Here is a 16,168-nt window from a genome sequence, read left to right as displayed (position 1 = left end):
TCAGGCCCAGGTCAATGCGGTGCACCGCCACTGACTGACCCGACGAAGATTGGTCTGAAGTTCGAGCCGGATTGCCAATGCACGGGAGCGGTTGCCGTGCACCATACGAGCGGCGATCTCGGCGACGTCGGTGGAGACCATCGACACGTGCACCGAGCCGATCCGGGTGCCAGCGTTGATCTGTTGACGGCGTGGTGAGCGGGCGTCTGACATAAGACGGCGTTGCAACTGTTCGAAGACATCGTGTGACATCCAGCCGCCAAGTTGGCGCGACGGCCGTTGGCCTGATAACACCTCGACAAGCACCTGCATGAAGTGTGCTGCGCGCTCCTGCAGAGGGTCGTGGCCGTCGTCGGGTGGCTCTAGGCGCAGCTGTGAGAAGCCAGCCAACGGCAACGGCACTTGATCGGGTGCGACCGTGATGAATCCGTAGTGCGGTTCGGGAGCCATCCGGACCATTAGCGATGTGGCGGTGTTCATGGCGTCTCCTACGCGGGTGGGTTGAGTTTTTGGCCGGGAAAAAGTCGGTTGGGGTCGGCGCCGATGACATCGCGATTTGCTGCGTGCCACTGGTTCACTGCGTGGACGATCTCGCCGGTGATGGCATGCGGCGCGAGTGTCGCCGCGGCAATCGCCCAGAGGGTGTCGCCGGGCGCCACGATGTGGGACTCGGTATGGGCCACAGCATGGTTGGGCCGCGTTGGGGTGAGCGTCGGTGCGGAGCTGATCGGCCGGTCGGGGAGTCGGAGGCCGTCGAGCACCGAGACTGCCGTGACAGCGTGCGGGGACTGAGCGCCGTGGTCGGCGGCGTCGCTGGCCCAGACCGGTCCGACAACAAGGGCGCTGGCCGCTCCTAAGAACAGTGCTTTGCGCAGGAAAGTTGGGGTGATGGTTCGGGCCACTCGTCTGAACGCGGTCACCCGCGCCGCCAGGAATGACACGGCAACACCGGTCAGCAGCCAGCCGCTCAGGATCATCAGCAGGAGCGAGCCAGCGGCCGCGAACGCTGGGTCGACGTCGGTGCCGCCGAGGGCGTGCACGCTCTGATTGGCACCGGGAAGCAGCACCACAAGACTGACCGCGCTGATGGCAACTGCGAGTCGACCGGTCCATGACAGCTTCATGATCCCCCAATCATTTGATGACGTTTAACTACGTTAGAGATCATTTAATTACGGGTGAGTGTGTATGTCAATCCGAAATCCACAGCGTGGGCTAATCTGCCGGTCATGCGGTGGGACAAACTATTTGCGGATCTTGAGGCTGAGACCCACGAGAGTCAATTGGTCGAGCGGGATGCATTGATCGATGACTTACGCGATGGTGAATGGGCATCGACACCGTGGTCCGCGCTCTGCGGTGGTGACGTGATCCTCGTCGTCGCTGGTGCCCGAGTGGCGGGGCACGTGCTTTCGGTCAATCGACAGATCATTCACCTACGAGCCGAGCAGAATGACATCATCGTCAATCCTGATTGGGTAGATGAAATTAGCGCGTCGACGCGGCGCTCGACGCCAGCCTCAACGGTGGCGGCGCGGCTGGGGTGGCCACATATTTTTCGGGCCTGCCGCAGAGATCGAGATCGGATCCAACTCCGACGCCGCGATGGTGCGAGCTGTTCGGGCACAGTCGATCGGGTTGGTCAGGACTTTGTCAGCATTCGCGAGGATGCTCCACGTAGTGTCGTGGTGCCATTCACTGCCATTGCGACGCTCACATGCCCTCGGTGAGTTCGTCAGTATCAACTAACTCAGCGATCGTGCGGTCGGTGCGCTCGTACTGTTTGCTGATGTAGTCCTCGAGCGCGGTGTTCTCGATGCGCCACTGCCCCCGGCCACCGATCTGGATTCCGCGCAGGTCACCGATCCGAACCAATGCATACACCTGACGCACGGTCACGTTGAGCACGTCGGCAACGTCGGCGAGGGTGAGGAATCGGTTATTGGTCGGCGGCACACCTCCATTTTGGCATGCACCGGTGATACCGGCTAGGTGAGTACTTTTCTGTGGATAACTGGAGGGGGGTCTGGACGGATTGGGAAATTTGTAGGTGAATGGGGACTATGAACTTCTGGCGGGGGCCTGATTCTTCAGGACAGGACATAATGATGCGCACACTGACCGGAGTTTGGCGGTGAAGCCCGCGCGGCGGATTACGGTACAGCCGTGGCGGGATCCGAGACTGGTGTTCGGGATTTTGCTGGTGCTTGCCGCAACCGTCATCGGTGCCAAGGTGTTTGCCGCGCAGGACAACACGCAGGCATTCTGGACGGTTCGATCGAGTGTCGCGGCCGGTGATCGGATCGATCAGAGCGATCTTGTCGAGACGCGCATCCACGTTCCCATCGAATTGGCTGAGCATTACTTTGCCGTCGACGATGAGTTTCCCGCCGATCTAGATCTCCTCGTGTGGGGCCGCCAAGTCGAACGTGGAGCGCTGGTGGAACGGGCTGCGGTCGTACCGGCCGCTGAACGGACGACAGCCGAGGTGCCGCTCAGCGTTGCCGATGGCGCGTTCCCAGCAGATCTGCACCGCGGCGATCGGGTTGACGTCTGGGTCGGGCCCGGCCAAGGCCAACCGACCGAAAATCAATCGGCGCGTGTTCTGCACGCGGTGCGAGTCCTGTCCGCCGGTGCTGAGGATGACGTCATCGGTGGTTCCGCGGGGCGAACCATACTGGTTGCTTCCGGCTCACAAGAGCTCCAAGCCACAGTCGTGAGCCGGATCTCCTCGGGCCATGTGACCTTGGTTCGCGTCCCATGAGCGGGGTCTTGATCGCCGCTGGTGGTGCGTCATGGGAGGCAACGGCGCTGCGGGCAATTGAGCTCGAGCCGGATCTGGAGTTGAACCGGCGCTGCGTCGATGTTGCGGATCTGGTGTCAGCAGCCCAAGCTGGGACCGCGATCGTGGCGCTTGTATCGCTCGGGCTGCCGGGACTGGATGCCGATATTGTTCATCGGCTTCGGCATGCTGATGTCTATCCCGTTGCCCTCGACGGGGATGCAGCGCGTTGTCATGCGTTGGGCATCGCTGACCGGCTCGAGCCTGGGGGTTTGTCAGAGCTGTCGCGATTGCTGCCGGACCAATCTGCCGTCGTCCCAGAAGCCCCCGAACCGATCGGCTCAGGAACGCTAGTCGCGGTGTGGGGCCCAATCGGTGCCCCGGGCCGAAGCACCGTTGCGTTGACGCTCGCCGATCATTGGGCGCGCAGTGGTCGGCGTACTGTTTTGGTCGACGCAGACCCGTTCGGTGGTTCTATCGCGCAGATGTTGGGCGTTCTTGATGAGGTCAGTGGGCTGCTCTCGGCGGCCCGCGCGGCCAACGACGGCCGCGTTGCCGGGTTGTCGGAGCATCTTTATTCGATCTCGGAGCACTTGCATCTTTTGACCGGGTTACCACGGCCTGAATTGTGGAGCCGGATCCGCGCAGGGGCGGCCGACCGACTGCTTGAACGGCTCCGCCAAGACGCCGAGATCAGTGTGCTGGATGCTGGCTTCTGCCTCGAATCGCCCGATCAATTCGATTCAGCCGCGCCGAGCCGCAATCAATTGACTTTGCAGTGTCTCGAAGCCGCAGATGCGATTGTCGCGGTCGGGCGCGCCGATCCAGTCGGATTGACGCGGCTCGTGCGCGGATTGCACGACCTCGAACAGGCGGTCCCGTCGGCGTCGATCTCGGTCGTGGTCAACATGACTCGCGGCTCGATTGGCTGGAGCGAGAAGGAGATGGCCACGACGGTCGAACGGCTGAGTGGGGTCGTACCGGCGGCTTTTCTGCCATTCGATCCGCAAGCGGTTGATGCGGCGACGATCGATGGCCGGACGCTGCATGAAGTGCAGCCGGATTGTCGATTCGTTCGGGCGATTGATAAATTTGCCGAACAATATGCGGCTGAACATCTCACCCAATCCGCATTGGCAGTGGTCAGCGGCTGAGCGATGATAGTTTTGGCTCAAACGTTTTCAAGGAGCAGCATGCAACGGATGAGCCCACTGGATGCGATGTTCCTGAACCGCGATAGTGCAACGGCGCCGCGCCAGATCGCCTCGTTTACGATTCTCGAGCCTGGCGACATCCCGCTCGACTACGACCGATTGATCCAGGTCATCGACGATCGCATTGACCTCATTCCGCGCTATCGGCAGATCGCCAAGAAAGTTCCGTTATCGATCGGCACACCAGTCTGGGTCGATGATGAGAATTTTGATCTCTCGCGGCACGTACGCCGTTCGGCGCTGCCCAAGCCCGGCTCGATGGCTTTGTTGCGCGAACTCGTTGGTCGGCTCATCGCTCGGCGCCTTGATCCAGACCGTCCGCTGTGGGAGTTGTACCTTGTCGAAGGGCTCGAAGGCGGTCGAGTGGCGCTATTGTTCAAGTCGCATCAGGCGCTTGTTGATGGGTCCGAAACGGTGGATCTTGCGCAGGTGCTTTTGGAGGAGACCGCCCACGAACGGGAGATCCCGCACGAAGACTGGGATCCGGGGGCCCATCCGGGCGCGGCCGGATTGGCATTGGGCGCGCTCAATCAAAATGTTCGCAAGCCCGGGGAAGGACTGCGCATCGCGGAGATGAACGTCGTCCGGGCCGCCGCCCGGATCCCCGGTATCGGTCACCGCAGCGCCACCCCGAACGGCGTACTGTGGGCCAATCTCAGCAAGCATCGCCGCTTCGCGTCGCTCGAAACTCGACTTTCGGACTACCGACTCGTGCGCGATGAGCACGGCGGCACAATCAATGATGTCATCCTTGCGGCGGTCGCAGGCGGTATGCGCGGCTGGCTGCTCACGCGGGCGGAGCGGGTCACGGCCAAGACCAAGATCCGTGCAATGGTGCCGATGTCGGTCGTCGCCGATGATGGATTGCCGACGTCATTTGGGTCGAAGGTCCGCGGCCACCTGTTATCGCTGCCGGTTGGCGAATCAAATCCGGTCGTTCGGTTGCACCAGGTGTCGTATGCGCTTAAGGATCATCGTGAGACGGGTTCGGCGGTGGCTGCCAACAAATTGGCCGGGCTGCCCGGTTTCGCGACGTCCACATTCCATGCGGTCGGTGCACGTGTGGCTGAATCAGAGTCCGGGCGCGGTCATCAGATCGTGATTACTAATGTCCCGGGCCCGCAGGAGTCGATGTATATGGCTGGCGCGCGCGTCAGCGAGGTCTACCCCTGCATACCGCTGAGTGACAATCGTGCCGTGTCGATCGGTGTCACGTCCTATGACGGCAAGGTGTTTTTCGGGATTGTGGCCGATCGCAGTGCGATCCCAGACGCGGATGTTCTAGCCCAATGCATCGATGATGCGTTGGTTGAGATGCTGGAAACGGTCGGCACGCGGCGGGCCAAGGCGCCGCGCGGTCGTACTCGACCGGCGAAAGCCTGACTGCGAATGCGCATCTATTTGCCAGTCGATATCGCCGATCTCGAGTTGCTCGATCGCGATTCAGCGATCGAAGTGACGCGGTTCGTGCCCGAGGATGAGGATGAGGAGAGCGAATTCTCCGCTTTCAGTGCGGCCGCCGCGAATGGTCGAGCCGTAGTCTCGGCCGATGTGCCGTCACTTGATGTTCCCGTCACGCTCGCCGAGGTGGCCGCATTCCATGTTGATCTGGACGGCAGTGGTGATCTTGCGTGGTTTGCCACGCAGGAGATCGGCGCAGTGCTGGCCGCATTGCAAGCCGCTGCGCCGATCGATCCAGATGTGATCAGCTGAGACGCTTGGCGCGAAGTTCGGCCTCGTGACGTACTGAACTCAAAATCGCCTTGCGAATTTCGGGTTCGATCTTCTTTCCCAGGAAAGGGACTTTGACCTTGACGTCGCCGTCGATGATGAGGTTGGCGTCCGGGCTGTTGCCGTCGAGGAGCGCCGTACCGATCATTTCAGCCGGGTGACCGATGATTTTCACCGAGATATCGGCCGTGCGGCTACCGGCCGAATTCGGGCCGCCCCACTCCTCAGTCTGCTTGATCTTGACTGTCTCTCCGGTGAATTTTTTGACAAAGTCCGGCAGGTCGGCGGGTATCGTACGAACAATTGTGACCGTGTCGCCACCGGCCGTGTTCGCCGCGACCGTGATGTCGCGTTCCACGGCACCGTCGGCATCAGCGGCGCTCTCGCGGAATGCCTGATCGGTGATGAGCGCGTAAACAGCTTCGACCGTGGCCCCGGGGCAACTGAAAGTTTCGTTGAGTTTCATAGCGCCATCATGCCAGCGGAACGGTCACCTGTCGCGCGCTCAACCGCCAGCCGCAAGGAAGATGGCCCCGGATCAACTTCCGGGGCCAGTCCCCCGTGATGGGATGAAACGGGTGGCTATTCGGCTGCGTCAACCGCAGGAGTGGGTGCGCCAGCGCCCAAGCCCTTGAGCTCGGACAGCCGTGCCTCGATCTCGGCGGCCGTGGTTGACGTTTCTAATTCGTCGAACTGTGAGTCGAGGCTTGAGGCTGCGAGCTCAGACTGTCCGGCAACCTGTGCCTCCGATCTGCGTACCTTCTCCTCGAAGCGACCCAGCTCGCTGGTTGGATCGAGCACATCGATCGACTTGACCGCATCGAGGACGTTGGCCTGCGCCTCGGCAGTCTTCGCTCGGGCGACGAGTTGGTCGCGTTTGGTTTGTAGTTCGCCGAGTTTGACCTTCATCTGCTCCAGACCGACCTTGAGCTTCTCAACGGTCTCATTCTGGGCGGCGATTTGCGGTGCCGAGGTCTTGGCTTCAGTCTCGAAGCCGATCTGCTTCGACAGCGCGACCTTGGCAAGTTGATCGAACTTGTCCGCGTCTGCGGCATTGCCCGAAGTGCGCAGCGCATCGGCTTTCTGGGAGGCGAGTAGTGCCTTGTTTCCCCAGTCCTTCACGGCGGCGACATCTTCGGTGCGGTCGGCCTCGGCGAGACGCAGGTTGCCGATCGTCTGCGCCACGGCGTCTTCGGCCTCGGCGATCGAATTGGTGTAGTCACGCACCAATTGATCGAGCATCTTCTCGGGATCCTCTGCCTTGTCCAGCAACGAATTGATGTTGGCCCGGGTCAATTGACTGATGCGGCCGAGGATCGATTGCTTTTGTGCCATTGCAGTGTCCTTCGTGTTGGGGTCGATGTGGGTATGCCGGTCAGATGAAGGTTCCGCTTCGATCTTGGTGCATGCGCGTGGCCGAGACAAACGTCGTCGAAAATCCTTATCGGCAAATTGTCTCAGAGCGGGTCAAAGATGGCTTGGATCGCCTGCCGGTCGCACTCGCACGGTGCCTACGACGGGGACCGCAGCTTCAAGGGCTACGTCTCGTCTTAGCCGCGGCGGAACGCCTCCCCGTTGCGTCATAAGAATTGCGGGCTAGCGACCACAATTCTTATGACGTAAGCGCGATATCCACAGGGCCCCCTTCACAGATTCGCTTTTTGGGTGCAGGATTCTAGTCGAGTCACTCTTCGGGGGAAGGGTTTGGGGATGACTGTTTTGACTACCGGCGACGCTCTCGCTGAGCGCGTACGCACCGTCGTGCGTGAGCGACGGATTGATCCATCGGCAGATGCGGCTGCAGTACACCGGGTCGCGACGCAAGTGGTCGCCGAGCATGAGGCGCGCAGTCTGACCGGCATCGTCGATAGTCTTGTCGAACCTGAAGTCGTGATCGGCCGATTAGTTGCCGATATCGCTGGATTCGGACCATTGCAGCCCTATCTGGATGATCCGAGCGTTGAAGAAATTTGGATCAACCAACCTTCGCGGGTATTCATCGCACGCAATGGCCGGCACGAATTGACTTCGACAATTCTGACTGCCGAACAAGTGCGTGAACTGGTTGAGCGGATGCTGTCCTCGAGCGGCCGGAGGCTCGATATTTCGACCCCGTTCGTCGATGCGATGCTCCCAGGTGGGCATCGCCTGCATGTTGTGTTGGAAGGAATTTCGCGGGAATTTTCAGCGGTGAATATAAGAAAATTTGTCGCCAGGGCCCGGACTATCGAGGATCTTGTGACCCTCGGCTCGCTCGACGAGCCGGCCGCCGAATTCCTGCGCGCGGCCGTCATCGCGGGTCTCAATATTATTGTCTCCGGTGGGACCCAGGCTGGAAAAACTACAGTTCTGAACTGCCTTGCATCGGCAATACCCGGCACGCAGCGGCTCATTTCCGTTGAAGAGGTTTTCGAACTTCAATGCGGCCATCCGGACTGGGTCGGCATGCAGACCCGTCAGGCGGGGCTCGAAGGCACCGGTGAGGTTGACCTGCGGGCATTGGTCAAAGAGGCGCTGCGAATGCGGCCCTCACGGATCATTGTCGGCGAGGTCAGATCGGCCGAATGCCTAGACCTGCTACTTGCTTTGAATGCCGGGCTGCCTGGAATGGCCAGCCTGCACGCCAATTCGGCCCGGCAGGCGCTCGCAAAAATGTGTGTTCTGCCGCTCCTTGCCGGCGACAACATCGGCAGCCGATTCGTCGTGCCGACCGTTGCATCGTCGGTCGATGTCGTTATCCATGCCGCGATCGACGCCGAAGGTAAGCGCGGTGTCCGCGAGATCATTGCGGTGTCCGGACGGGTCGAGAATGACAACATCGAGAGCGAACAAATCTTCGTACGTCGCAATGGTCGACTTGAACGCGGTTCGGGTGCACCGGCGCGGCGTGAGCCATTCGAACTGGTGGGGATTGATATCGACGCAATTCTGGACGGCGCTCGATGGGTGCATTGATAGGTCTCGTCATCGGCTTGGGATTCGTACTCATCGCGTGGACATTCGCCGACCCAACGTGGCGGCCGGCACCGCGCGAAACCTCGTCGATGCTCCCGGATTTGCTGGCCCGTGCAGGGTTGTCAGACATACGCCCGCGCAGCCTCGTTGGCGTGTGCGGCGGATGCTTTGTTGTCGTCACATTCTTAGTGGCGGCGTTGTCGGGGGTTCTCGTGATTGCCTTGGTGTTCGGCACCATCGCCAGTGCCTTGCCAATTGGCATACTGCGTGGGCGGGCCGCACGACGGTCGCGTGAGTTTCGCGCGCTCTGGCCGGATGCAGTCGACAATCTTGCCTCGGCGGTGCGCGCCGGATTGTCGCTGCCTGAAGCGTTACAACAACTCGGTGAGCGCGGTCCGGACGCACTTCGGGCACCGTTCGACGCATTCAGCCGTGACTACCAGTCGACCGGACGTTTCCATGAATCACTCGACCGGCTTAAGGCCCGTTTGGCCGATCCGGTCGGTGATCGGGTTGTCGAAGCGCTTCGTATTGCCCGTGATGTCGGCGGTGGCGATCTCGGCCGAGTGCTTCGGTCACTGTCGGGTTTTCTCCGCGACGACTACCGCACCCGCAGCGAACTCGAAGCGCGCCAGTCCTGGACCGTTAACGGTGCGCGTATGGCGGTCGCCGCGCCCTGGGTCGTTCTGCTGTTGATGAGTTTGCAGCGAAATGTCGTCGACAAGTTTGCAACCGGTATTGGCATGGTGATCCTGATCGGCGGCGCAATCCTCTGTTTCGTGGCCTATCGGCTGATGCTGTGGCTCGGCAGGTTCCCAGCCGAGCGACGGATCCTCGCATGATCGGTGCAGCGCTTGGATTGTGCCTGGCTACGGGTGTGGTGCTAGTTGTGTCGAGCTGGCTACGCACTCGGCGGCCGGCACTTGTCGATCGCATGCTGCCCTATCTCCGTGATGTGCATACCGCGGCACCGGGCGAAATCGTTTCAGTTTCTACGGCCCAAGCAGTGTTTGGGCCATCGCTTCGTCGTGGCGCTGCAACGATCGATCGAGTCGTCGGAGGATCTGCATCAGTAGAGACGCGGCTCAACCGGTTGGGCGGACATCAATCGTTGAGCAAGTTCCGCGCTCGTCAACTGATCTGGGGCCTCGTCGCGCTGTGTGTCTGCTTGGCGCTTTCGGTGCTGTGGTTCGCCGGGCGTGGCTCCTCGGCGTTACCACTTCTGATCTTCTGCCTGGTCGGATTCGTTGGGGGATTACTCAGTTGTGACAACGCATTGTCCGCCGCCGTCAAGGCGCACGAACAGCGAATGAGCGAGGAATTTCCGACCGTGGCTGACCTGCTGGCGCTGGCGGTGGCGGCGGGGGAGAGCCCAGTGTCTGGGCTTGAGCGAGTTGTCACCGTGTGTCACGGGGATCTGGCTGTCGAACTTGAGCGGGTGCTCGCCGAGATACGTACCGGCACATCGATCCAAGCGGCATTCGACCAGCTTGCGATTCGAACGGGAGTCCCGGTCATTGCCCGCTTCGCCGAAGGGCTGGCAGTTGCAATCGAGCGAGGTACGCCGTTGGTTGATGTGTTGCACGCGCAGGCGGCCGACGTACGTGAGTCGAGCCGACGCGAGCTCATCGAGCTGGGCGGCCGCAAGGAAGTGGCCATGATGCTCCCGGTGGTTTTTCTTATTCTGCCGATCACCGTCGTGTTCGCCTTCTATCCGGGCCTCGTTGGCCTCCATATGACCTCTGGAATGTGAAAGGAACACCATGAAGAGATTGAGACGCTACGACGAACGAGGAGATGTGCCCGGCTGGGTCATGATCACTGTCATGACCGCTGGCCTCGTGGCAATGCTGACTGCGGTCGCAGGGCCACAACTGCGAACAATGCTCGAGCACGCACTAACCTCCGTCGGCGGTTGAGCGTTGATCCATGGCTAAAAAGGAGCGTGGGTCGGCGGTAGTCGACTTCGTCCTGATCATGGTCCTGCTGGTGCCACTCGTGCTGGGCGTCATGCAGGTCGGCCTCGTCATGCATGTGCGCAACACGGTCGCTGCAGCGGCCTCCGAAGGGGCTCGTGCTGCTGCCGTGATTGATGCGAGTCCAGCCATCGGCGCTCAACGTACCCGCAGCATGATCCGGGCCGCGATCGCCGATCGCTATGCCGATGACGTCTCGGCTGGCTACGAGTCCGTGGCTGGGGTGCCCGGGACCGTAGTCCATGTTCGGACCCGGGTTCCAGCACTCGGACTTTTCGGGCCGGGCGTCACCTTGAATGTTGAGGGCCACGCAATCCGCGAGATTGCGCCATGAAGTCCAAGCGGGAGGAAGGGACCGCGCTGATCGAGTTCATCTGGTTAGCGCTGCTCCTGATCATTCCGCTGGTCTATATTTTGATTGCTGTGTTCGATGTCCAACGTGCTTCGTACGGGGTATCTGCGGCAACCCGTTCGGCCGCACGAGCTTTTGTGCTCGCCCCCGATACCGGCGCAGCCTTTACCCGCGCCAGACGAGCCGCCGAAGTTGCATTGGCTGACCAAGATATTGACGATGCCTCGATCGACATCCGCTGCCGGCCAGCACCGTCAGACTGTTTACAACCCGGGTCATCGGTACGCGTCTTGATTCGTGTGACCCAGCCGCTTCCGTTAACACCAAGCGCGTTGGGCGATCAGCTGGCGCCGATCGTCGTCGACAGCACCCATGTTGAGCCTTACGGTAGTTATCGGGCCGCCCGATGAAGCGCGACGAGACCGGTCAGGTCAGCGTCATGATTGTTGGCTTTTTCATCGTCGTGGCGTTGTTGGTCGTTGTTGTGGTCAACTCATCGGCAGCCTTTTTGCAGCGGCAGCAGCTCAACAACGTCGCGGACGGCGCAGCGCTCGTTGCCGCTGACGGCCTCGACCGGGACGCGATCTATCGCGAAGGTATCAATCAGGACCTCCCACTTGAGCTGCGCCGGATCAAGCAAATCGTCGCTGGTTATGTCGCCGCGAGTGGAGCAGCGGGCACGATCTGGCGGGTTTCACTAGTAGGTGAGCGCGTGCACATACACCTCGAACAGCCTCTGGATCTGGCGCTGGTGCCGCCGGGCTGGAAGAGCTCGAGCACCGTGACGGCTGATGCGACGAGTGTGTTGCGGGTTGGCCGTTGACCGGCAACCGTGCGCGTCGGCGTCACGACATGGGCCTGTAACCTCGGGTTGTGGCTGCTACCGATTTCTCCGAACACATCAAGTCCATTGGCGTAACACTGACGTCGATCGAGAAGGTGCTCGATCTGGACAAGATGCAGGTCGAGATCGCCGATTTGCAGGAACAAGTGGCTGCCCCCGACCTTTGGGATGATCAGCCCAACGCCCAGCGCGTGACCGGCCGGTTGTCAGCATTGCAGTCTGAACTTGAGCGCATCACGGGGTTGCGTCAACGCGTCGAGGACATGGAAGTCCTGGTCGAACTTGCTCAGGAAGAGGGCGACGCCGATTCACTCGCCGAAGCCGACGCTGACCTGATAAAGATCGAAAAAGCAGTCGAATCGCTCGAGATTCGCACGCTGCTTTCAGGCGATTACGACGAACGCGACGCGCTCATCTCGATCCGATCGGGTGCTGGTGGCGTGGATGCGGCCGACTTCGCCGAGATGCTGATGCGGATGTACATCCGTTGGGCTGAACGCCATCATTATTCAGTCGAGGTCTACGACACGTCCTACGCAGAAGAGGCTGGCATCAAATCGGCAACCTTCGCGATCAAAGCGCCGTACGCCTACGGAACGTTGTCAGTTGAGGCTGGCACGCACCGGCTCGTACGCATTTCGCCATTTGACAACCAGGGTCGTCGACAGACGTCGTTCGCGGCGATCGAAGTCGTCCCGGTGCTCGAGCAGACCGATGAGATCGAGATTCCCGACGAGGACGTACGGGTCGATGTCTATCGATCCTCAGGTCCGGGTGGTCAGAGCGTCAACACGACCGACTCGGCTGTACGCCTTACCCATATTCCGTCCGGCACTGTGGTCAGCTGCCAGAACGAGAAGAGCCAACTGCAAAACAAGGCGTCGGCCATGGTCATCTTGAAGGCCAAGATCCTGGCACTTAAGAAGGCCGAGGAGCGTGCGCAGCTCGACGAACTCCGCGGTGACGTGCAGGCCAGTTGGGGTGATCAGATGCGCAACTATGTGCTCAATCCGTATCAGATGGTCAAAGATTTGCGCACCGAATATGAGACCGGCAACACCCACGCGGTGCTGGACGGCGAGATCGACGATTTCATCGAAGCCGGCATCCGGTGGCGCCGAGGCCAATCGGCCTAGCCGATTGCGCCGAGGCGGGTTGAACGTGTCACGGCGAAGCTGTCCGCAGTGAAGCCTCGTGAGGACGTGCTCGAAGCGCAACCACACGAATCGCGACTGGAAAGGCGCGCCTACCGGGCAGATGCCCGTCGTATGCCTACACTCGATCAGTGATTCGATTCGACAAAGTCACGAAGACCTATCCTGGCCAAAAGCGACCGGCGCTCGACTCGATCAACCTCGAGATCGACAAAGGGGAGTTTGTTTTCCTCGTTGGCGCATCCGGTTCAGGTAAGTCGACGTTCCTCCGGCTGATTCTCCGCGAAACCCGACCGACATCAGGACGGGTTCATGTCGCGGGCAAGGAAATCAACAAACTTTCCAACTGGAAGGTGCCGAAGTTGCGCCGTCAGGTTGGCACGGTCTTTCAGGATTTCCGCCTCCTACCCAACAAAACGGTGACCGAAAATGTCGCCTTTGCGTTGCAGGTGATCGGCAAGTCGCGCGCCGATATCGCCCAACTGGTCCCCGAGACCTTGGAGATGGTCGGCCTTGATGGCAAGGGCCACCGCATGCCCGACGAACTATCTGGTGGCGAGCAGCAGCGTGTGGCGATCGCTCGCGCCTTCGTCAACCGGCCGATGATCCTCATCGCCGATGAGCCGACCGGTAACCTCGACCCGACGACGAGCGTTGGCATCATGAAGCTCCTCGACCGCATTAACCGTACCGATACCACCGTAGTGATGGCGACGCATGATCAGTCAATCGTCGACCAGATGCGCAAGCGCGTGATCGAGCTGGAGGACGGCAAGATCCTCCGCGACGAGGCACGCGGCATCTACGGCTATCAGAATTGAGACTGACATGGCTTTAGGCAGCACCATCAAGGAACTCACATCGGGCCTCACCCGCAACAAATCAATGAGCATTTCCCTCATCGTGACAATGTCGGTGTCGCTTATGCTGGCCTCGCTGGGCCTGCTGATTCAGAGTCAGGCTGACCGCACGGAGAAGTATTTCGGCGACCGGCTCCAACTCCAGGTGAATCTCTGCACCAAGAACTCGTCGGGCCCACAATGCCTCGGCGGCGTCGCGACCGACGAACAGAAAATAGCGGTCCGCAAGGCGCTTGGCACGAATCCGCAGGTCAAAACATTCGACGTACGTACGCCGGCGAAGAACTATGCGCAGGCACGAGCCTTGCTCGGGCAAACAGACACTGGCCGCAAACAGCTGGAGACGCTCGGCCCGGAAGCATTTCCCGAGTCGTATTTCGTGACGCTGAAGAATCCGCGCGAGTTCGACGGTGTGGTCAGTCAGGTCACCGGAATGGATGGCGTTGGCAGCGTCAATTCATTGCGCGAAATTCTTGGCCCACTGTTTACGATGCTCAGCAAGATGCGTATTGCCGCATTGGGAACGTCGTTGCTATTGATCGTTGCGGCGATTCTGCAGGTGTCTAACACGATCCGGATGACCGCGTATGCGCGTCGTCGCGAGATCGGCATCATGCGCCTGGTGGGTGCATCGAGTTGGCACATCCAGCTGCCGTTCATTCTCGAATCATTGGTGGCAGCACTCTTGTCGGCGTTCCTGGCCGCGGCCGGGCTCGGTGCGTTCATGTATTTCGTGGTCTATCACTACCTGCGGGACACGTTGGGACAGATAACGACGTGGGTCGGATGGTCTGATGCGATCACTGTCATGGGTTACACCACGGTGCTCGCGCTGTTGCTTGCATTGATTCCGACACTCGTAATGACACGCAAATATCTGGACGTCTAGCGATAATCAGTTAGAGTCATACGAGTAACACCAGTCACACAGGTCACAATTTCATAAACCTTTCGACAGTTCTCTTCGAGAATCTTCCCCCATTTAGGTCGAGGTCATGTATTTCACTACGCGTAAAGCGTTGGTTGCCGCCGTACTCAGTTGCGCCCTGGTGGCTGCTTTCGCGAGCCCGGGCACGGCCGACTCGAAGTCTGATCTAAAGAAGAAAAAAGATCGGGTTAGCGGAAAGATTGGCAGCGCCAAGAAAGACTTGGAGAGTTCGAGTAAGACCTACGCAATTGCTGCGGCCGCGCTCAAGAAGGCGCAGGCAAGTCTTGATGCTGCGCAGTCTCATCTGAGTGATACCAAGGGTGAATTGGCCGTCGCGCATGCTCGGGATGCGACGATGCAAGCAGCGTTGATCCGGAGCCAAGCGTCCTTGAAACAGGCCCAAGTCGAACTGGCCAATGGGAAAAAATCCTTGCAGACCTCGGAAGCCGAGGTTCAACAGTTCACGGTCGAGTCCTTGCAGGATGGGGATCGAGGACTACGCGCCTTCGGTGAGTTGCTGCGCGGCGTGAGTCCGTCGACATTCTCCGAACAGATCAACTTGAACAACTCGGTCGGCGATGCACAACTTGCCACGATGCAGCGGTTGGCGGCTAAAAAGGTCTTGTTGACGCTCAACAAGAACAAAGTAAAGCGATTGCGCGATGAGGTCGCTGCCAAGCGCGCGGAGGCGGCAGCCAACCTGCTGGTGCGGACCAAACTCAGAAACCAAGCGGAGACCCAAACCGACCAGGTGAACAAATTGGTTGGCGCCCGTTCGACGGCCGCAAAATCGACGCGGGCCGCTAAGCAGGACGACGCTAGGCAGCTCCAGGCACTCGAGAGCGAACGCGGCAGTCTTGAGGCACGCCTGCGCGCCCTCGCCAAGAAAGAACTCGCTCGCGCTAGGGCCAAAGCCAACTCCGGTGGCGGTGGCGGTGGCGGCGGTGGCTCTGCCGGTGGTGATGGTGGTGGCACGCTCTCCCCTGCTGCTAACGGACCGATCACGTCGCAGTACGGCATGCGCTTCCACCCGGTTCTGCATCGGTACAAACTGCATGACGGCACCGACTTCGGTGTCTCCTGCGGCACCCCCGTTAAAGCAGCGGCGTCGGGCCGGGTCCTGCAGACCTACTACAACGCGGGTTACGGCAATCGGGTCATCCTCAACAACGGCATCATGCGCGGTAAAAGCGTCGTCACGACCTATAACCACCTGTCACGCTTCGTCGCGCGGGCTGGCCAACACGTTAGTCGCGGCCAAGTGATCGCTTACTCGGGTACAACCGGCTATTCGACCGGCTGCCACCTGCACTTCATGGTGATTGTCAACGGCCGTACCGTGAATCCGATGGGTTGGCTGTAAGCCCCGCGG

At 60.4% G+C, this 16,168-nt stretch carries 21 protein-coding genes; 16 read left to right on the top strand and 5 right to left on the bottom strand.

All coding sequences use genetic code 11. From position 1 onward, the window contains the following. Both AC2YB9_RS14075 and AC2YB9_RS14070 read right to left on the bottom strand, forming a co-directional pair. The gene (locus AC2YB9_RS14075; protein WP_487265965.1) at positions 1-480 is read right to left on the bottom strand and encodes an Rv3235 family protein; all 480 of its coding nucleotides are present in this window, start codon (positions 478-480) and stop codon (positions 1-3) included. 8 nt (positions 481-488) lie between these two features. Continuing rightward, a complete protein-coding gene (locus tag AC2YB9_RS14070; protein WP_487265964.1) occupies positions 489-1,124 on the bottom strand; it encodes a LysM peptidoglycan-binding domain-containing protein in 636 nt (211 codons plus the stop codon). Positions 1,125-1,178: 54 nt separating this feature from the next. Here AC2YB9_RS14070 and AC2YB9_RS14065 point away from each other — a divergent pair, with 54 nt between their 5' ends. Next, the gene (locus AC2YB9_RS14065) at positions 1,179-1,730 is read left to right on the top strand and encodes a hypothetical protein (protein ID WP_487265963.1); all 552 of its coding nucleotides are present in this window, start codon (positions 1,179-1,181) and stop codon (positions 1,728-1,730) included. Here the strand turns inward: AC2YB9_RS14065 and AC2YB9_RS14060 are convergent. After that, positions 1,714-1,956 (bottom strand): helix-turn-helix domain-containing protein, encoded by a 243-nt coding sequence (locus AC2YB9_RS14060; RefSeq protein ID WP_487265961.1) that lies wholly within the window; start codon positions 1,954-1,956, stop codon positions 1,714-1,716. The genes AC2YB9_RS14065 and AC2YB9_RS14060 overlap by 17 nt on opposite strands. A gap of 178 nt (positions 1,957-2,134) precedes the next feature. On the opposite strand from AC2YB9_RS14060, the gene AC2YB9_RS14055 reads away from it, so the two are divergent. Genes AC2YB9_RS14055 through AC2YB9_RS14040 form a run of 4 tightly spaced genes read left to right on the top strand, consistent with a single transcriptional unit; the run spans position 2,135 to position 5,709 of the window. Continuing rightward, positions 2,135-2,764: a hypothetical protein gene (locus AC2YB9_RS14055; RefSeq protein WP_487265960.1), complete on the top strand. Its 630-nt coding sequence runs from the start codon at positions 2,135-2,137 to the stop codon at positions 2,762-2,764. Then, the gene (locus AC2YB9_RS14050; protein ID WP_487265959.1) at positions 2,761-3,936 is read left to right on the top strand and encodes a CpaE/TadZ family protein; all 1,176 of its coding nucleotides are present in this window, start codon (positions 2,761-2,763) and stop codon (positions 3,934-3,936) included. The genes AC2YB9_RS14055 and AC2YB9_RS14050 overlap by 4 nt, the downstream gene beginning before the upstream one ends. Before the next feature lie 48 nt (positions 3,937-3,984). Then, positions 3,985-5,379: a wax ester/triacylglycerol synthase family O-acyltransferase gene (locus tag AC2YB9_RS14045; protein ID WP_487265958.1), complete on the top strand. Its 1,395-nt coding sequence runs from the start codon at positions 3,985-3,987 to the stop codon at positions 5,377-5,379. A 6-nt stretch (positions 5,380-5,385) separates the two neighbouring features. After that, the gene (locus AC2YB9_RS14040; RefSeq protein ID WP_487265957.1) at positions 5,386-5,709 is read left to right on the top strand and encodes a hypothetical protein; all 324 of its coding nucleotides are present in this window, start codon (positions 5,386-5,388) and stop codon (positions 5,707-5,709) included. Here AC2YB9_RS14040 and AC2YB9_RS14035 read toward each other — a convergent pair. Both AC2YB9_RS14035 and AC2YB9_RS14030 read right to left on the bottom strand, forming a co-directional pair. Continuing rightward, positions 5,702-6,193 carry a DUF2505 domain-containing protein gene (locus tag AC2YB9_RS14035; protein ID WP_487265956.1) on the bottom strand — a complete coding sequence of 164 codons (492 nt, stop codon included), beginning with the start codon at positions 6,191-6,193 and terminating at the stop codon, positions 5,702-5,704. The genes AC2YB9_RS14040 and AC2YB9_RS14035 overlap by 8 nt on opposite strands. A 116-nt stretch (positions 6,194-6,309) precedes the next feature. After that, entirely contained in the window at positions 6,310-7,062 is a 753-nt protein-coding gene (locus AC2YB9_RS14030; RefSeq protein WP_487265955.1) for a PspA/IM30 family protein, read from the bottom strand. Between the two features lie 375 nt (positions 7,063-7,437). Between AC2YB9_RS14030 and AC2YB9_RS14025 the strand changes: the two genes are divergently transcribed. The 11 genes from AC2YB9_RS14025 to AC2YB9_RS13975 all read left to right on the top strand — a co-directional run bounded on the left by AC2YB9_RS14025 (position 7,438) and on the right by AC2YB9_RS13975 (position 16,159). Continuing rightward, positions 7,438-8,682, top strand: coding sequence for a TadA family conjugal transfer-associated ATPase (locus tag AC2YB9_RS14025; RefSeq protein ID WP_487265954.1), 1,245 nt, complete (start codon positions 7,438-7,440; stop codon positions 8,680-8,682). After that, complete coding sequence (locus AC2YB9_RS14020; protein ID WP_487265953.1) at positions 8,670-9,524, top strand: type II secretion system F family protein; 855 nt, start codon at positions 8,670-8,672, stop codon at positions 9,522-9,524. The genes AC2YB9_RS14025 and AC2YB9_RS14020 overlap by 13 nt, the downstream gene beginning before the upstream one ends. Further along, the gene (locus AC2YB9_RS14015) at positions 9,521-10,435 is read left to right on the top strand and encodes a type II secretion system F family protein (protein ID WP_487265952.1); all 915 of its coding nucleotides are present in this window, start codon (positions 9,521-9,523) and stop codon (positions 10,433-10,435) included. Before AC2YB9_RS14020 ends, AC2YB9_RS14015 begins: the two co-directional genes overlap by 4 nt. A gap of 10 nt (positions 10,436-10,445) precedes the next feature. Next, on the top strand, positions 10,446-10,601 hold the full coding sequence (locus AC2YB9_RS14010; protein ID WP_487265951.1) for a hypothetical protein: 156 nt from the start codon (positions 10,446-10,448) through the stop codon (positions 10,599-10,601). A gap of 10 nt (positions 10,602-10,611) precedes the next feature. Continuing rightward, positions 10,612-10,992, top strand: a complete 381-nt coding sequence (locus AC2YB9_RS14005; RefSeq protein ID WP_487265950.1) for a TadE/TadG family type IV pilus assembly protein — start codon at positions 10,612-10,614, stop codon at positions 10,990-10,992. Next, positions 10,989-11,420: a hypothetical protein gene (locus AC2YB9_RS14000; protein ID WP_487265949.1), complete on the top strand. Its 432-nt coding sequence runs from the start codon at positions 10,989-10,991 to the stop codon at positions 11,418-11,420. Before AC2YB9_RS14005 ends, AC2YB9_RS14000 begins: the two co-directional genes overlap by 4 nt. Next, positions 11,417-11,833, top strand: a complete 417-nt coding sequence (locus AC2YB9_RS13995; RefSeq protein WP_487265948.1) for a pilus assembly protein TadG-related protein — start codon at positions 11,417-11,419, stop codon at positions 11,831-11,833. Before AC2YB9_RS14000 ends, AC2YB9_RS13995 begins: the two co-directional genes overlap by 4 nt. Before the next feature lie 50 nt (positions 11,834-11,883). After that, positions 11,884-12,990: a peptide chain release factor 2 gene (gene prfB / locus AC2YB9_RS13990; RefSeq protein WP_487265947.1), complete on the top strand. Its 1,107-nt coding sequence runs from the start codon at positions 11,884-11,886 to the stop codon at positions 12,988-12,990. Positions 12,991-13,139: 149 nt separating this feature from the next. Next, entirely contained in the window at positions 13,140-13,829 is a 690-nt protein-coding gene (gene ftsE / locus AC2YB9_RS13985) for a cell division ATP-binding protein FtsE (RefSeq protein WP_487265946.1), read from the top strand. Between the two features lie 7 nt (positions 13,830-13,836). Then, a complete protein-coding gene (gene ftsX, locus AC2YB9_RS13980; protein WP_487265945.1) occupies positions 13,837-14,757 on the top strand; it encodes a permease-like cell division protein FtsX in 921 nt (306 codons plus the stop codon). A 106-nt stretch (positions 14,758-14,863) separates the two neighbouring features. After that, positions 14,864-16,159 carry a peptidoglycan DD-metalloendopeptidase family protein gene (locus AC2YB9_RS13975; RefSeq protein ID WP_487265944.1) on the top strand — a complete coding sequence of 432 codons (1,296 nt, stop codon included), beginning with the start codon at positions 14,864-14,866 and terminating at the stop codon, positions 16,157-16,159. Positions 16,160-16,168 lie beyond the last annotated feature (9 nt).

It is taken from the genome of Aeromicrobium changchenzhani, from assembly GCF_057586615.1.
This window is presented reverse-complemented; position numbering and strand designations above follow the sequence as displayed.

Bases quoted from the DNA above. Each gene is read 5' to 3' on its own strand.
- AC2YB9_RS14075 (WP_487265965.1), bottom strand. From the start codon at position 480: ATGAACACCGCCACATCGCTAATGGTCCGGATGGCTCCCGAACCGCAC.
- AC2YB9_RS14070 (WP_487265964.1), bottom strand. From the start codon at position 1,124: ATGAAGCTGTCATGGACCGGTCGACTCGCAGTTGCCATCAGCGCGGTC.
- AC2YB9_RS14050 (WP_487265959.1), top strand. From the start codon at position 2,761: ATGAGCGGGGTCTTGATCGCCGCTGGTGGTGCGTCATGGGAGGCAACG.
- AC2YB9_RS14045 (WP_487265958.1), top strand. From the start codon at position 3,985: ATGAGCCCACTGGATGCGATGTTCCTGAACCGCGATAGTGCAACGGCG.
- AC2YB9_RS14040 (WP_487265957.1), top strand. From the start codon at position 5,386: ATGCGCATCTATTTGCCAGTCGATATCGCCGATCTCGAGTTGCTCGAT.
- AC2YB9_RS14035 (WP_487265956.1), bottom strand. From the start codon at position 6,193: ATGAAACTCAACGAAACTTTCAGTTGCCCCGGGGCCACGGTCGAAGCT.
- AC2YB9_RS14030 (WP_487265955.1), bottom strand. From the start codon at position 7,062: ATGGCACAAAAGCAATCGATCCTCGGCCGCATCAGTCAATTGACCCGG.
- AC2YB9_RS14025 (WP_487265954.1), top strand. From the start codon at position 7,438: ATGACTGTTTTGACTACCGGCGACGCTCTCGCTGAGCGCGTACGCACC.
- AC2YB9_RS14020 (WP_487265953.1), top strand. From the start codon at position 8,670: ATGGGTGCATTGATAGGTCTCGTCATCGGCTTGGGATTCGTACTCATC.
- AC2YB9_RS14015 (WP_487265952.1), top strand. From the start codon at position 9,521: ATGATCGGTGCAGCGCTTGGATTGTGCCTGGCTACGGGTGTGGTGCTA.
- AC2YB9_RS14010 (WP_487265951.1), top strand. From the start codon at position 10,446: ATGAAGAGATTGAGACGCTACGACGAACGAGGAGATGTGCCCGGCTGG.
- AC2YB9_RS14005 (WP_487265950.1), top strand. From the start codon at position 10,612: ATGGCTAAAAAGGAGCGTGGGTCGGCGGTAGTCGACTTCGTCCTGATC.
- AC2YB9_RS14000 (WP_487265949.1), top strand. From the start codon at position 10,989: ATGAAGTCCAAGCGGGAGGAAGGGACCGCGCTGATCGAGTTCATCTGG.
- AC2YB9_RS13995 (WP_487265948.1), top strand. From the start codon at position 11,417: ATGAAGCGCGACGAGACCGGTCAGGTCAGCGTCATGATTGTTGGCTTT.
- ftsX (WP_487265945.1), top strand. From the start codon at position 13,837: ATGGCTTTAGGCAGCACCATCAAGGAACTCACATCGGGCCTCACCCGC.
- AC2YB9_RS13975 (WP_487265944.1), top strand. From the start codon at position 14,864: ATGTATTTCACTACGCGTAAAGCGTTGGTTGCCGCCGTACTCAGTTGC.